Origin of the sequence: Streptomyces scabichelini (assembly GCF_011045015.1) — a bacterium.
GTDB classification, from domain to species: Bacteria; Actinomycetota; Actinomycetes; order Streptomycetales; family Streptomycetaceae; genus Streptomyces; species Streptomyces scabichelini.
In genome coordinates, this window is the sequence record NZ_JAAKZY010000249.1 from 1 (window position 1) to 14,688 (window position 14,688).

14 protein-coding genes are annotated in these 14,688 nt (G+C 69.9%); 10 read left to right on the plus strand and 4 right to left on the minus strand.

Annotated features, from left to right (window positions below; translation table 11 throughout):
* Positions 1-46 precede the first annotated feature (46 nt).
* Both G5C60_RS43560 and purU read left to right on the plus strand, forming a co-directional pair.
* Positions 47-547 (plus strand): SCO4402 family protein, encoded by a 501-nt coding sequence (locus G5C60_RS43560; RefSeq protein WP_165268539.1) that lies wholly within the window; start codon positions 47-49, stop codon positions 545-547.
* A 99-nt stretch (positions 548-646) separates the two neighbouring features.
* On the plus strand, positions 647-1,531 hold the full coding sequence (gene purU / locus G5C60_RS43565; RefSeq protein ID WP_165268541.1) for a formyltetrahydrofolate deformylase: 885 nt from the start codon (positions 647-649) through the stop codon (positions 1,529-1,531).
* A 51-nt stretch (positions 1,532-1,582) separates the two neighbouring features.
* On the opposite strand, the gene G5C60_RS43570 is transcribed toward purU, so the two are convergent.
* Positions 1,583-3,067, minus strand: coding sequence for a zf-HC2 domain-containing protein (locus G5C60_RS43570; RefSeq protein WP_338146091.1), 1,485 nt, complete (start codon positions 3,065-3,067; stop codon positions 1,583-1,585).
* A complete protein-coding gene (locus G5C60_RS43575; protein ID WP_165268543.1) occupies positions 3,064-3,645 on the minus strand; it encodes a sigma-70 family RNA polymerase sigma factor in 582 nt (193 codons plus the stop codon). The genes G5C60_RS43570 and G5C60_RS43575 overlap by 4 nt, the downstream gene beginning before the upstream one ends.
* Positions 3,646-4,060: 415 nt before the next feature.
* Between G5C60_RS43575 and G5C60_RS43580 the strand changes: the two genes are divergently transcribed.
* Complete coding sequence (locus G5C60_RS43580; RefSeq protein WP_165268545.1) at positions 4,061-4,435, plus strand: anti-sigma factor antagonist; 375 nt, start codon at positions 4,061-4,063, stop codon at positions 4,433-4,435.
* A gap of 250 nt (positions 4,436-4,685) precedes the next feature.
* On the plus strand, positions 4,686-5,198 hold the full coding sequence (locus G5C60_RS43585) for an EF-hand domain-containing protein (protein ID WP_165268547.1): 513 nt from the start codon (positions 4,686-4,688) through the stop codon (positions 5,196-5,198).
* Here G5C60_RS43585 and G5C60_RS43590 read toward each other — a convergent pair.
* The gene (locus tag G5C60_RS43590; protein WP_338146092.1) at positions 5,182-6,822 is read right to left on the minus strand and encodes a class I adenylate-forming enzyme family protein; all 1,641 of its coding nucleotides are present in this window, start codon (positions 6,820-6,822) and stop codon (positions 5,182-5,184) included. The genes G5C60_RS43585 and G5C60_RS43590 overlap by 17 nt on opposite strands.
* Positions 6,823-6,974: 152 nt before the next feature.
* Here G5C60_RS43590 and G5C60_RS43595 point away from each other — a divergent pair, with 152 nt between their 5' ends.
* From G5C60_RS43595 to G5C60_RS43610, 4 genes are all read left to right on the plus strand, one after another.
* Complete coding sequence (locus G5C60_RS43595) at positions 6,975-8,168, plus strand: amidohydrolase family protein (protein ID WP_165268549.1); 1,194 nt, start codon at positions 6,975-6,977, stop codon at positions 8,166-8,168.
* 24 nt (positions 8,169-8,192) lie between these two features.
* The gene (locus G5C60_RS43600; RefSeq protein ID WP_165268551.1) at positions 8,193-9,347 is read left to right on the plus strand and encodes an acyl-CoA dehydrogenase; all 1,155 of its coding nucleotides are present in this window, start codon (positions 8,193-8,195) and stop codon (positions 9,345-9,347) included.
* Positions 9,348-9,356: 9 nt separating this feature from the next.
* Positions 9,357-10,232 (plus strand): acyl-CoA dehydrogenase family protein, encoded by an 876-nt coding sequence (locus tag G5C60_RS43605; protein ID WP_165268553.1) that lies wholly within the window; start codon positions 9,357-9,359, stop codon positions 10,230-10,232.
* A 488-nt stretch (positions 10,233-10,720) separates the two neighbouring features.
* A complete protein-coding gene (locus tag G5C60_RS43610; RefSeq protein ID WP_338146093.1) occupies positions 10,721-11,257 on the plus strand; it encodes an ATP-binding protein in 537 nt (178 codons plus the stop codon).
* Positions 11,258-11,777: 520 nt separating this feature from the next.
* Here the strand turns inward: G5C60_RS43610 and G5C60_RS43615 are convergent.
* A complete protein-coding gene (locus tag G5C60_RS43615; RefSeq protein WP_165268555.1) occupies positions 11,778-12,704 on the minus strand; it encodes a cyclase family protein in 927 nt (308 codons plus the stop codon).
* Positions 12,705-12,802: 98 nt separating this feature from the next.
* Between G5C60_RS43615 and G5C60_RS43620 the strand changes: the two genes are divergently transcribed.
* A complete protein-coding gene (locus G5C60_RS43620; RefSeq protein WP_165268557.1) occupies positions 12,803-13,717 on the plus strand; it encodes an SDR family NAD(P)-dependent oxidoreductase in 915 nt (304 codons plus the stop codon).
* A gap of 24 nt (positions 13,718-13,741) precedes the next feature.
* The coding region (locus tag G5C60_RS43625; RefSeq protein WP_165268559.1) for an acyl-CoA dehydrogenase family protein at positions 13,742-14,688 on the plus strand (947 nt) is incomplete at its 3' end.

Consider the following 14,688-nt stretch of genomic DNA (forward strand, 5'->3'; position numbering starts at 1 on the left):
TCGCAGGGGGGCGGTGCGGGCGGTTTCCGGCCGGAACGTACGATCGGTGACCGTGCAAGGTTCGGAGAAGTCTTCCCGTCACGGCAGTCGCTCATCCACCATGGGCGGCATGCCACTGAACGACATGCCGTGGTGGCGCTGGCGCAGCAATGTGCGCTCCGCGCTGCACATGCTCTCCGACCCCGGCTTCCAGCAGAACGTCTGGCTCGCGGGCGTGGACGGGTACGGCGACGTCACCGACGCCGTGTACCGCCTCGTCGAGGACACCTGGCTCGACAACTGGTCCGCCGAGAAGTACGTCGGCACGATCTTCCGGGACTCGCAGGAGGCGGCGCTCGTCGACACCGCCGTACTGCGCGTGCTGCGGATCATGCACCAGGTGGGGCCGGACGCGCCTGTCTCCGCGTACCTCGACCACCACGCCTGGCCGGAGGCCGTACGGGCCGCCCGGGACGCGCACGTGCGCATGGCGGCGAGTGACGGGGAGGACCCCGATGCGCCTCCACGCACGCTCGAGGTGCTGCGGATCATGACGCGGTCCGCCTGACTGTACGTCCCGCACATCCCAGACATTCCAGGCATCCCGTACGTCCGTGTACTGGGACGTCTGCTCGCCGGGCCGTGCCGATATGGGACCCTGGCCTGCATGACCGAGCAGTCCGTCCGCGCGGCCGAGCCCGCCGCCGAGCAGTATGTCCTGACCCTTTCCTGCCCGGACGGGAAGGGGATCGTGCACGCTGTGTCGAGCTACCTCTTCATGACCGGATGCAATATCGAGGACAGCCAGCAGTTCGGCGACCACGACACGGGACTGTTCTTCATGAGGGTCCACTTCTCCGCGGATCCGCCGGTCAGCCTGGACAAGCTGCGCGCGAGCTTCGCCGCGATCGGTGACTCCTTCCGCATGGACTGGCAGCTCGACCGGGCCGAGGACAAGATGCGCATCGTCCTCATGGTCAGCAAATTCGGCCATTGTCTGAACGACCTGCTCTTCCGCACCCGGATCGGCGCGCTGCCCGTCGAGATCGCGGCCGTGGTGTCCAACCACACCGACTTCGCCGAACTCGTCGCCTCGTACGACATCCCCTTCCACCACATTCCGGTCACCAAGGACAACAAGCCGCAGGCCGAGGCGCAGCTCCTGGAGCTGGTGCGCGAGCAGGACGTCGAGCTCGTCGTCCTCGCCCGCTATATGCAGGTTCTCTCCGACGACCTCTGCAAGCAGCTGAGCGGCCGGATCATCAACATCCACCACTCCTTCCTGCCGAGCTTCAAGGGCGCGAAGCCGTACCACCAGGCGCACGCGCGCGGAGTGAAGCTCATCGGCGCCACCGCGCACTATGTGACGGCCGACCTCGACGAGGGCCCGATCATCGAGCAGGAGGTCGAGCGCGTGGGCCACGAGGTCTCGCCGGAGCAACTCGTAGCCGTGGGACGCGACGTGGAGTGCCAGGCGCTGGCGCGGGCGGTCAAGTGGCACGCGGAGCGCCGCATTCTGCTGAACGGACGGCGCACGGTCGTATTCGCCTGAGGCCCTGGGGAGCGGACGTACGCGCCCTGCATCCAGTCCGGCTACATCCGGCTACATCCGGCTCATCGAAGCCGCCGCGAACAGTACGTCCCTGATCGCTTCCCGGTCGCCGTCCTGCCCGGCGGCCGCCTCCTCCGGTGAGACGTGGCCGGCCGCGAGGCGGCAGAACTCGACCCCGTCCAGCGCCACATGGGCCACTTCGTGGTCGGCGGAGGGGAGCGCGCCGGGGGAGTCGAGTGGGATCAGCCACTCGCCGCCGCCGGCCCCCTCGATCTCCAGCCGCAGGCTGCGGCCGGGCGTACCGGCCGGGACGAGATGCCGCGCGTGACCGGGCCCGGCGAGCCCCGCCCGCCGACGCGCGGCCAGCGCCCCCGGCAGCATGCGCGCCCCGAGGTCGATCATCCGGTGCAGTTGCCGCGGGGCGGGCGGCTCGTACGGATAGTCCACGGCGTCCGCGATGTCCCCGGCATGCACCCAGCACTCGAAGGCCCGGTCCAGCATCGCGTCCCGCAGGGGCAGCTCGAAGTCGCCGTACGACACGGACAGTTGCCCCGAGCCTCCGCCGGCGAACGACACCGTACGCACCAGGTTGTGGCTCTGCTCGCGCCACGGGCCGTGTACGGAACGGGTGGGCGGGAACTGCCAGGAGCGCCAGAACGCCTCGGTGCGGCCGGCCGGGGTCGGCGCGTGGGCCGTGATCTCGCCGAGGGGGTCGTCGAGTCCGAGGGCGACCGCGACGAGACCGTCGACGCTCAGCAGGTGGGCGATGACTCCGGCGACGGTCGTGCGGCGGCTCGTGGGTTCGTCGCCCTCGAACCAGTGGAGCCGTACGGGCGCGTGCCACTCCCCGTCGCCGAAGTCCTGGAGCAGCGCGTCGAGCCGGGCGGCCTCCGCGTCGTACGGGGCGGCCCACTCGGGTACCGGTATGCGGGGCGGGCGCCGTTCGAGGCAGCTCTCGAGGACGCGTGTGCGCAGCGTCGGGTCGAGGTCGAGGCTCTCCGCCGGGTGCAGCAGTCCGACGGCCTCGCGCAGCCGCAGCGCCTCGTCCGCGCACGCGCCGCAGATACCGAGGTGATCCTCCACGGCCGCGGTCTCCTCCGGCGAGCACACGGCCAGCGCCCAGGCGCCGAGGAGTGACTTCAGCACCGGGTGTTCGAGCACGAGCGGCGCCGGCGGCGGATCGGGCAGCGGCAGTCCCGTGTCCTCCACGGAGGTACGCGGCATGGGGATGCGCGGCGGCCCGTCGGGCTCCTTCCCGTGCCCCTTCTCGGGGCCTTTGGGTCCGCCCGGCCCCTGCGGGCTCTGCGGCCCCTGCGGGCTCTGTGGCCCTTGCGGGTCCCGCGGCCCTTGCGGGTCCCGCGGTCCTTGCGGGTCCCGCGGTCCGTCCCCGGCTTCCGAGTCCGGTCGGCCGTTGCCCTGGGCACCCACACGGCCGTCGTGTTCCTCCTCCGGTTCCTCGGGCTCCCCGTACCTGTCGGGATCTTCGTCCCCGTCGTAATTCCCGTCGTACGCCTCGAAGTGGTCCGCGTCGTTCACCGCGCACCCCCGTATTCGGGTGGCGACCCGGACGGGCCGCTGTCGTGGGCGGTGGCCAGGAGCTGGAGGCCGAGGCGGAGACGGCGGCGGGCCTCGTCCTCGGTGACGTCGAGGTCGGCGGCGGCCTGGCGGTAGTCACGGCGCTGGAAGTACGCCAGGTCCAGGGCCGCACGCAGCGGGACGGGCATGGCCGTGACGATGTAGTCGGCGCGGGCGGCCACCGAGGCGCGGTGCACCCTGCGCTCCAGCTCCTCCGTGGTGCCCGGACCGCCCTGGGCGAGCGCGGCGGTCTCGGTCTGGCGCAGACGCTGCACGGCGAGGCGGTGGGTCAGCGTGGCGACCCAGGAGCGGAGGGGGCCCTGCCTGGGGTCGTACGCGTCCGCGTTCTCCCAGACGTGGGCGAACACCTCGCTCGTGATGCCATCGGCGGCCTGATCGTCCCTGAGCACGCGATGGGCGAGTGCGTGCACAAGTGAAGAGAAACGGTCGTAAAGCTCATGGAGCGCGGCGGCCTCCCCACGTGCGAGCCGCTGCTGCATCTTGCGGTCCCAGCGGGGCGGCGCGTCCTTGTTGGCCATACGGCCCCCTCACCCCTGGTCGTACCGGCGCCTGTCCCTGTGTTCACCGGATTCCGGTCTCCGGCGTCCCCTCGAATGTAGTCGGCAGCCCTGACGACGCACGCCCCTTTGTGGCAATGCGCGCCCTTGGGAGAGCCGCGGATGGTAGTGACCTCCTTACGTTGCGCATGCGCCTACCCTTTCTCGATCTGATCAGACACGATCGAATAAGCACGCGTACGACCAGAACGGGGTGCCCGGGGACACAAATTCGTTACCGGATTCGGGTGTTTCATGGAGCGAGGGCGGGGCAGCCGCGCACCCAGGGAAGCGTAGGAACCGCTTCCGCTTCCGTTCCGGGGTCTTCGGGACCTTTCGGGCTCGGGGCCTTTCGGGCTCAATTCGGGATCAGCATCGTCGAGGGAGAGGCAGGCGCGTGACGCTCAGAGTGACCGACGGCGAGCAGGGCGGCTGGGCCGTGCTCCAAGTGTCGGGCGAGATGGATCTGGTGACGTCACCGGTACTGCGCCAGCGCGTACACGATGCCGTGGCCGAGGGCCGCCGCAGCGTTGTCCTCGACCTCTCCGATGTCCTGTTCTGCGACTCCAGCGGCGTCGGCGTCCTCATAGCCACCCGCCGCCTGATCCGCTCCTGCCAGGGTCGGCTGCGTCTCATCCTCCCTGCCCAGGGAGCGGTGGACGGCTCCCACGTCAACCGGGTCCTCGGCGCCCTCGGCGTCCGCCGTCTCTTCGACGTCTATCCGGACGTCGGAGCGGCCGTGGACGACGAGTCGAGCCCGCTGTCGGCGTGATCCCGCGGGGCCGGCGTGATCCCGCGGATCCGGCGCGATCCCCGCGGGCCGACGTGCTCTCCTGGGAGCATCCCGACGGCGTGATCTCTGTCACGTGAAGGGGTTGATCATCCCGAGACATCGCGACGCCGTTGTCGCGAAATTCCCCCGGTCTTGGCACAAGCGTCGTTTTCTGCTCCCCAAGGGCCTCCGGCGTCGTACGCTCCGTGCCAGACGCACCCCACCTGATGTTAAGGCGGCCTGAAAAGACATGGTCAGCACCGAGTACGAGCGACGGATCGCCGCCCGGTTCGCCACTTTCGACCAGGACGGCAACGGCTATATCGACCGCGAGGATTTCAGCTCGGCGGCCAAGGCGCTGCTCGCCGAGTTCAATACGGCGGCCCGGTCCGACAGAGGACAGGCCGTCTACATCGGCGCGGAGGCCTTCTGGCAGGGCATGGCCGGGATAGCGGACCGGGACGGCGACCAGCGGATCACCCGCGAGGAGTTCGTGTACGGCGCGGTCAAGCGGCTGCGGGACAACCCGGACCGGTTCGCCGAGATCGCCCGCCCCTTCCTGGACGCGGCGCTCGCCGTGGCCGACGGTGACCAGGACGGCGCGGTGACCATCGACGAGACCGCACGGGTCCTCAAGGTCCTTGGCGTCGGCGCGGACATCGCCACCGCGGCGGCCACCGCGCTCGACACGGACGCCGACGGCCGCATCACCGAGCCGGAGATCGTGACCGCCTTCGCCCGCTACTTCACGGTGCCGGAGTAGTTTTCGCCGCTTCCGTAGTCTCCGAATTCCTCGAAGTCTTCGTACGCCTCGATGCGGCCCCTGTAGTTCCCGCAGCACCCGTAGTACTCGTGGCACCCGTAGTACCCGTAGTGCCTGAAAAACGCTCCCTGAGCTTGTACTTGAGCACCTTCCGCAGTGTCTCGTTGCGCGGAAGGGCGTCCACCACCTCCAGCTGCTCCGGCAGCTTGTGCACGGACAGTCCTTCCGCGCGGAGATACGAAATCACCGTCTCCAGAGACAACGCCGAAGCCCCCGGCGGCTGTTCGACCGCCTCGATCACGGCACAGACCCGCTCCCCGCGCTCGGCGTCCGGCAGCCCGATCACCGCCGCGTCCGCGACGTCCGGATGCCGGTGCAGCAGATCCTCGATCTCCTTGGCAGAGATGTTCTCGCCCTTGCGGATGATGACGTCCTTCAGGCGGCCGGTGAGCACCAGATGGCCGCTCTCCGTGAGATGCCCGAGGTCCCCGGTGATCAGGAAACCGTCCTCGTCGAAGGCCGCGGCGGTCTGCGCCGCGTCCAGGTAGCCCTTGCAGACGGCCTCCCCGCGCAGCCGCACCTCACCGTCCACGATCCGTATCTCCATGCCCTCCGGAGGCCGCCCCTCGGTCGTCGCCAGGTTCTCCGGGGTGTCGTCCGGCGACCCCATCGTGATCATCGGGACCTCGGTCATGCCGTACCCGTGGGTGAGCTGGACGCCCATCTCCTGTACGACGGAGTGATAGACCTCGGGCGGTTTCGGCGCCCCGCCGCCCGCGAGCAGGCGGAGGGTCGGAATGACGGGGGTCCCGGGCTGCTTCCGCTGCTCCGCCAGGAACATCGAGTAGAACGCGGTCGACCCGCCGGCCACCGTCACCCCGTGCTTGCGGTAGCCCTCCAGCGCGTCCGGCAGCGCGAACTGCTCGAACATCACCGCCGGGAATCCGTACAGCAGCAGCATCACCGTGTAGTCGGGTCCGGCGATGTGCGCGTACGGGAACGCCATCGAGCCCACGTCGTCGGCCGACAGATGCAGCGCGTGCGCGAGACACGACCCGCCCGCGATCAGCGAACGGTCCGTGTGCAGGACGCCCTTGGGGTCGGAGGTGGTCCCCGAGGTCCAGTAGATCCAGCGGACCGCGGTGCCGTCGGAGGGCGGGGCAGGGAGCACGGACGGATCGCCGTCGGGCAGGTCGTGGTCGTCGTACGCCTCGAAGATCCCCTTGGCGCCGAGTCGCCGCGCCATCTCGCCGTGGTCGAAGCCGCGCCACACACCGGGTACGGCGAAGTACTCGGCCTTCGACTCCCGCAGCGCGAAGCCGACCTCGCGGTCCCGGTAGAAGGGGATGACCGGCGACTGCACGGCGCCGAGGCGGGCCAGCGCGAAGGAGAGCAGGGCCGTCTCGATACGGGTGGGCAGCTGCCAGGCGACGACCGTGCCGGGGCGCACGCCCATGCCGTACAGCCCGGCCGCCACCCGCTCGGCACGGTTGCGCAGTTCCCCGAAGCTGAGCGCGCGGTCGTCCTGGAGGAGGACGGGGCGGTCGGGGGTGAGCTCGGCGCGGCGGGCGACCAGTTCCCAGAGGGTGCGGGATGCGCCGAGCGTGTGGGCGGTGTCGTTCACTGCAGCTGCCCCCTTTAGCTGACGGATAGTCAGATCGTGGGCAGAGCGTAGGCCGCGCCGCCTTGTCGGTCCAGGGGTGCGGAGCTAGCCTTCTTTCTGACGGTCCATCAGATACGGGCCCTCGTACCCGCCCGCCGGAGGGGACTGAACCCATGACCGAACTGCCTCGGATCATCAGCGTCGACGACCACGTGATCGAGCCCGCGCACCTCTTCGAGACCTGGCTGCCGAAGAAGTACCAGGACCGCGGGCCGAAGCCGCTGACCGCGGGCATCGGGGAACTCGCGTACGTGGGCGGCAAGTACCAGATCACGATGGACCCGGAAGGACCGCCGACCGACTGGTGGATCTACGAGGACCTCAAGTTCCCGTACAAGCGCAACATCGCAGCCGTCGGCTTCGACCGCGACGAGATGACGCTGGAGGGCATCACGCGCGCGGAGATGCGGCCGGGCTGCTGGGACCCGGTCGAGCGCCTGAAGGACATGGACGCCAACCACGTCGAGGGAAGCCTGTGCTTCCCGACCTTCCCGCGCTTCTGCGGGCAGACCTTCGCCGAGGCGCACGACAAGGAAGTGGCCCTGGCCTGCGTGCGTGCGTACAACGACTTCATGGTCGAGGAGTGGTGCGGCGACAGCGGCGGCCGCCTCATCCCGCTGTGCATCATCCCCCTGTGGGACATCGACCTCGCCGTCGCCGAGATCAAGCGGAACGCGGCGCGCGGCGTCAAGGCGGTGACCTTCTCCGAGATCCCCACCCACCTGGGGCTGCCCTCCATCCACTCCGGCTACTGGGACCCGTTCTTCGCGATCTGCCAGGAGACCGGCACGGTCGTCAACATGCACATCGGGTCGTCCTCGCAGATGCCCGCCGCCTCGCCGGACGCCCCGCCCGCCGTCCAGGCCGCGCTCAGCTTCAACAACGCGATGGCCTCGATGATGGACTTCCTGTTCAGTGGCGTACTGGTGAAGTTCCCGCGGCTCAAACTCGCCTATTCCGAAGGACAGATGGGCTGGATTCCGTACGCCCTGGAGCGCGCCGACGACGTCTGGGAGGAACACCGCGCCTGGGGCGGGGTGCGCGACCTGATCCCCGAGCCCCCGTCGACGTACTACTACCGGCAGATCTTCTGCTGCTTCTTCCGCGACAAGCACGGCGTCGCCTCGCTGGACGTGGTGGGCCGCGACAACGCGACCTTCGAGACCGACTACCCGCACGTCGACTCGACCTTCCCGCACACCAAGGAGGTCGCCCTCGACCATGTGAAGGGCCTCGACGACGAGACGGTCTACAAGCTGATGCGCGGCAACGCGATCCGCATGCTGGACCTGGACTTCGACAAGTAGACGAGCAGGACGAGCGGACGCGTCATGGACCTCGCGTACACGGAGGAAGAGGAGGAGTTCCGCGCCCGGCTGCGTGAGTGGCTGGGCAAGGTGCTCCCCACGCTGCCCCCGAAGCCGTCCCCCGACGACTGGCCCGCCCGGCGCGCGTACGACCTCGGCTGGCAGCGCATGCTGTACGACGCCGGGTACGCGGGCCTCCACTGGCCCGTCGACGCCGGCGGCCGAGGGGCGACCCCGACACAGCACCTGATCTTCCTGGAGGAGACGGAAAAGGCGGGCGCCCCCTACGTAGGGGCCAATTTCGTCGGCCTGCTGCATGCCGGGCCGACGATCGCGGCCGAGGGGACCGACGAGCAGCGGGCGCGCTGGCTGCCGCCCGTGCTGCGCGGCGAGGAGGTGTGGTGCCAGGGGTTCAGTGAGCCGGACGCCGGTTCGGACCTCGCGGCGTTGCGCACGCGCGCGTGGCGTGACGGCGACGACTACGTAGTGAGCGGGTCCAAAATCTGGACGTCCCATGCGGAAGTCGCCGACTGGTGCGAACTGCTGGTGCGTACGGATCCCCAGGCGCCGAAACACCGGGGCATCTCCTGGCTCGCGATGCCGATGGACGCCCCGGGAGTCACGGTCCGGCCCCTGCGTACGCTTGCGGGCTCCACCGAGTTCGCGGAGGTCTTCCTCGACGAGGTGCGGGTGCCGGTCGCCAACCGGGTCGGGCCCGAGAACGACGGCTGGCGCGTGACCATGGTGACCCTCTCCTTCGAGCGCGGCACGGCCTTCGTCGGCGAGGTCGTGGCCTGTCGGCGCGTCCTCGGCGAACTCGCCCGTGAGGCACGGAAGAACGGCCGCTGGGACGACCCCGTGCTGCGACGGCGGCTCGGCAGGCTGAACGCCGAGTTCCGCGCACTGTGGCGGCTCACGCAGTGGAACGTCAGTGAGTCCCAGCGGACGGGCGGTGTCCCCGGGATCGGGGGTTCGGTTTTCAAACTGAGATACTCACATGCGCGGCAGGAGCTGTACGACGCGGCCGCCGAGGTCCTGGGCCCGGAATCCCTTGACCTGTCCCGCGAGTGGCCCCTGGACCGGCTGTCGTCCCTCTCGTACACCATCGCGGCCGGCACTTCGCAGATCCAGCGGAACATCGTGGCCGAGCGGATCCTGGGCCTCCCGAAGGGGCGGTGACCTCCCGACATGGACTTCCAATTCACCGACGACCAGCGTGCGTTGCAGGCAGGCGTACGCGAACTGCTGGCCGGGCGCTTCGGGCGGGAACAGCTGCGGGCCGCGGTGGACGCCCCGGGCCTCGACCGCGTGCTGTGGCGGCAGCTGGGCGAGGCGGGCTTCTTCGCGCTGCGGCTTCCCGAGGCGGACGGCGGAGTCGGACTCGGGCTCCCCGAGGCCGTGCTGGCCTTCGAGGAGGCGGGCCGCGCGCTGCTGCCCGGCCCTCTGGTGGCCACGCACCTCGCGGCCGGCGAAGTCCCCGGAGCGGCCACGGGCGAGAGTGTCGTCGCGGCCGTCGACGGCACCCTCGTGGAGTGGCTGGACGAGGCGGACGTCGTACGCGGGGACGTGACGGGAGCCGTCGCGATGCGCTCGGCGGACCCGCTGACGCCCCTCCACCGGGTGCCACGGACCGCGCCGGCCGACCCCGTGGCCGTCCTCCTCACGGCAGCCGAGCAGCTCGGCTCGGCCGCCCGTACCTGCGAGCTGGCCGTGCAACACGCCCGGACCCGCGAGCAGTTCGGGCAGCCGATCGGGGCCTTCCAGGCGATCAAGCACCTGTGCGCGGGGATGCTGGTGCGTACGGAAGTGGCGCGCGTGGCGGTGTACGCGGCCGCCGTCACGGCCGACCCGCTCGACACCGCGGCGGCCGCACTGCTCGCCGACGAGGCGGCCGAGCAGGGCGCCCGTGACTGCCTTCAGGTGCACGGAGGCATGGGCTTCACATGGGAGTCCGACGTGCACCTTCACCTCAAACGGGCCTGGGTACGGGCCCGGCGCGGACGGAGCACGGCGGACGCCGAGGAGGCACTCGCCGAGGACCTGCTGTCCCCCGCGACGCGGTGAGGCGAGCCCCGAGCGGCTGCCGGCCGAGCTGTTTGTCGCCGATCGTGGCATACCTGAACGGACTCATGCCGCGGAACGGTGCATTCGGGAATTACCGAGCGTTGATACCGGGTTGTGTCCGATGCGTGACTCGTCACGGCCTGGAGTCGGCGCCCCGCTCCGGTACCTTGTGTGGGATGCGAGTGGAGCTGAGGCCGAGCCACCCCGGTGTTGCCCCTGAGGCGGCTCCGGATCCGGCGATGCGCAGCGCTCGCAGGGCGGGATCATGCCCCGGTCCAGCCTGTTCGACTCCCCGTGACGAGCGTCGCACAGTATGCCGCACGCGTACTCCTTCGCGCTGGAATATGCCCGAAGCGCTTGTTGGGGTGACTGTACGTCAACCATGCTGTCACGCAAGGGAGTCACGTTCCGTGATCCCAGTTTTGACCATGATCGTGGCCCTTGCGTGGCGCGAGGCGATGTGTCCGCCGGTTCGGATGGTGTGAACGGTGCAGGTGCTTCAAGTGCAGCTGGAGATCCGGCCCGACCCCGCGGAGGTGGGACGGGCCCGGAGATGGGCGCGTTCGCGGCTCGCCGGGTCCGGAATAGGAGCCGATGAGCCGTTGGCCGAGACGCTGATCCTGCTCGTCTCCGAACTGGTCACCAACGCCGTGGTGCACACCGGCTGTCCGGCCGTGCTGCGTCTGTCGCTGCCGGGCGCGACGGATGACGAGGCGACGGAGGAGAGTGCCTCGGAATCGCCGGAGGCTGCCGCCACCGTCCGCCTGGAGGTGGCCGACGCCAGCGCCCGCCCGCCGCACCCGCGGTGCGCGGACGGCGACGACACCAACGGTCGCGGCCTGGCGCTCGTCGACGGTCTCGCCGACCGCTGGGGCTGGAGCCCCGAGGGAGCCGGCAAACGCATCTGGTGCGAGGTGGACCGCTGTTCGGTCCGCACCGCGGAAGCGACGACGTGCGATGCGGCTCCGGCGGCGTACCAGGGTGGCACGACGGCGTACGAGGACCTGGCATACGAGGCGGTCTGAGCGGACGGTGCGGCCTTGCGCCCCGTAGGGGCGCGGGGCTGTTTCGATATGCGGCTCCGCCGCGTGGGCGCGACCAGCCCCAACGGACCCGCAGTTTCGAAATGCACCTCCAGCGCAGCGCCTGGGCGCACACGGGACACGGGATCCGGAACCCGGAGGAAGCGCGCAGCCGAGTGCGCCGGTCAATGCTTCGGTATGTGCGCTCACAATTCGGTCGTAAGTGATGAATCCCCGAACGGGTGTTGACGTGGCGTGTCCGTTTGATCACGCTTGTGTTCAGCGATTCGCCGTGAGGGGACGACGAGGGTTTCGGTGACGGGAGCCCTCGACGAGTGCGGGTCGTGATTCGGCGTCGGCTCCTACAGGGCCACGGGGTGTCCTCGCTCGAGCGGGGGTCGTCCGAGGGGCAGGGCGGGTACGCCGGAGCCGGATGGCGGCGCGCGGTGCCGTGCTCGGGGCAGCGGAGCGCGCCGCCAGACGATCCTCGGCGGCGGTGACGTCCGGGGAGTCGCAGGTGATCTCAGAGGATGGCGACCGGCGCCACGGGGGTTCCCGTGCCGCCGACGAACGGTTCGGGCATCGCCGACAGCAGGAACGTATGGCGGGATTCTTGTCCACAGGCTGTGGACAACTCTTCGAGGTTCCAGTTCTGGCCCTGAAGCATCCCCATCTCGACGAGGTCGAGGGCATGGACAGGCAGCCACAAATCCTCTATTTCCGGCGGAAATATCTCAAAGGTGAGAGTGTCGTTCGCGACCGCCGCGACATCCCGCGCGTGGAACCACTCCGGGGTACGGACGGACAGGCCGGGCGAGGGGTACGCGTACGCGTGCTTGTCGCCCGCCAGGTACAGCTGGACCTGTCCGGTGCGTACGAGGACGATGTCGCCGGAGCGGACGCGGGTGCCCGCGAACTCCTCCGCCGCGTCCAAGTCCTCCGGCGTCACGGCGTGATCGCCGTCGAGACGGTCCGTCCCACGCGCGCGGGCCACGTCCAGCAGGACGCCGCGCGAGACGATGTGCCGGGGCTTGTCGATGCCGCTGAACTCGGCGCCGGCATGAGCCGTGACGGTGTCGGCAGGACGGCCGTTGTAGATCTTCCCCGAGTGCGAGACATGGGTGAGCGCGTCCCAGTGGGTCGCCGCCTGCAGGCCCATCGTCACCGCGTCGTCGCTGCACGCCACCGTGCCCGGACCGAAGATCTCCTGGTTGATCTGCACCATGGCATGCAGCGGGTTGACGCGCCCCGGGATCATCCCGGTCTGGACGCCGTCCTGCTGGAGGGGCAGGGCAAGCGGGACGCGGCGGCCGGTGCGGACGGTCGCGGCGGCCTCGCGTACGACCTCGTCGGTGATCAGGTTCAGTGTGCCGATCTCGTCGTCGGCGCCCCAACGGCCCCAGTTGTTCACGCGCTTGGCGATCTCGTGGAACTCGTCCGGCAGTGACATGAGTCCTCCCCGGGGGCTTGTCTCCAGGTATCTGACGGGTCGTAGAATCAACTGAATCTAACGGTCCGTCAGAAACTGCGGGACGGGAAGGGGCCGGTGTGGGGAACTTCTTGGCAGACAAGGTCGTCGCCGTGACCGGAGCGGGACGGGGCATCGGACGCGCCGTCGCGCTCGCGGCCGCCGCCGAGGGCGCGCGGGTCGTCGTCAACGACTACGGGGTCTCCGTGGACGGCGCTTCACCGACGAGCGACGTCGCCGACGCCGTGGTGAAGGAGATCCTGGCGGCCGGGGGTGACGCGGTGGCCGTCGCCGACGACATCTCGACGATGGCGGGCGGGCAGCGGATCGTCGATGTCGCGCTGTCGTCGTACGGGCGGCTCGACGGGGTCGTGTGCGTGGCCGGGATCCTGCGCGAACGAATGCTGTTCAACATGTCCGAGGAGGAGTGGGACCCCGTGGTCGCCACGCATCTCAAGGGCACCTTCACGGTCTTCCGGGCGGCCTCGGCGGTGATGCGCAAGCAGGGCTCGGGCACACTGATCGGCTTCACCAGCGGCAACCACCAGGGCTCCGTCTCCCAGGCCAACTACAGCGCCGCTAAGGGCGGAATCATCTCGCTGGTACGGAGCGCCGCGCTCGGCCTGCACAAATACGGGGTGACCGCCAACGCGGTGGCACCTGTCGCACGTACGCGGATGTCGGCGAACGTACCCATGGAGCTGAAGGAGATCGGCGAGCCGGAGGACGTGGCCGCGCTGGTCGTCTATCTGCTGTCGGCCCGTGCCCGCGACGAGGGGATCACCGGGCAGGTCTACACGATCGCCGGACCGAAGATCGCGGTGTGGGCTCAGCCGCGGGAGTTGCGGGCGGCATACGCGGAAGGGGAGGCCTGGACTCCGGAGCGGATCGCGGACTTTCTGCCGGGCACGGTCGGCGTGGATCCGATGCCGATGCTGGAGCAGTTGGAGGCCATGGCCCGGGCGGCGGCGGAGAAGACGCGTCCCAACACGTAGCGGGTCGGAGGGTGGGAGGGAAGCATGGAGTTCGGATTCGGCGCCGAGGACGAGGCCTTCCGGAGCGAAGTGCGGGCCTGGCTTCGTACGCACCTTGCCACGGACCTTGCCGGTGACCCGCCACGGCGGGAGTGGGAGCGGGAGCTCGGGCGGGACGGATGGATCGGTCTCGGGTGGGGTGTCGGCGGCTACGGCAACCGTACGGCCAGCCTGGTCCAACAGGTCGTCTGGGCCGAGGAGTACGCCCGCTCCCGCGCCCCCGCGCGGTCAGGACACATCGGGGAGAACCTGCTGGCCCCGACCCTCCTCGCCCATGGCTCGGAGGAACAGAAGAGCCGCTTCCTGCCGCCGATCGCACGCGGCGAGGAGCTCTGGTGCCAGGGGTACAGCGAGCCGGGGGCGGGGTCGGATCTCGCCGGGGTGCGCACCGCGGCCGTACGCGAGGGGACCTCGTACCGCGTGACCGGCCAGAAGATCTGGACCTCCCTCGCCCATGAGGCGGACTGGTGCTTCGTGCTGACCCGTACCGAGCCCGGGTCGCGGCGGCATCACGGGCTGAGCTTTCTGCTGGTTCCGATGGATCAGCCGGGGCGGATCGAGGTGCGGCCGATCCGGCAGATGACGGGGACCAGCGAGTTCAACGAGGTCTTCTTCGACGGGGCACACGCGCGCGTGGAGCACGTCGTCGGGGGCGAGGGGCATGGATGGCGGGTCGCGATGGGGCTGCTGGGCTTTGAGCGGGGGGTCTCGACGCTGGCGCAACAGATCGGCTTCGCGGAGGAGTTGGGCCAGGTCCTGGAGAGGGCCGTCTCGACGGGGTCGGCGGACGATCCCGTCGTACGCGATCGTCTTGTGCGGCAGTGGGCGGAGCTGCGGACGATGCGGTGGAACGCCCTGCGGACGCTGGGGAGTTGGGGCTCGGGTGCGGGCTCGGGTGCGGGCTCGGGTGCGGGTTCGGGCACAAGAGCGGG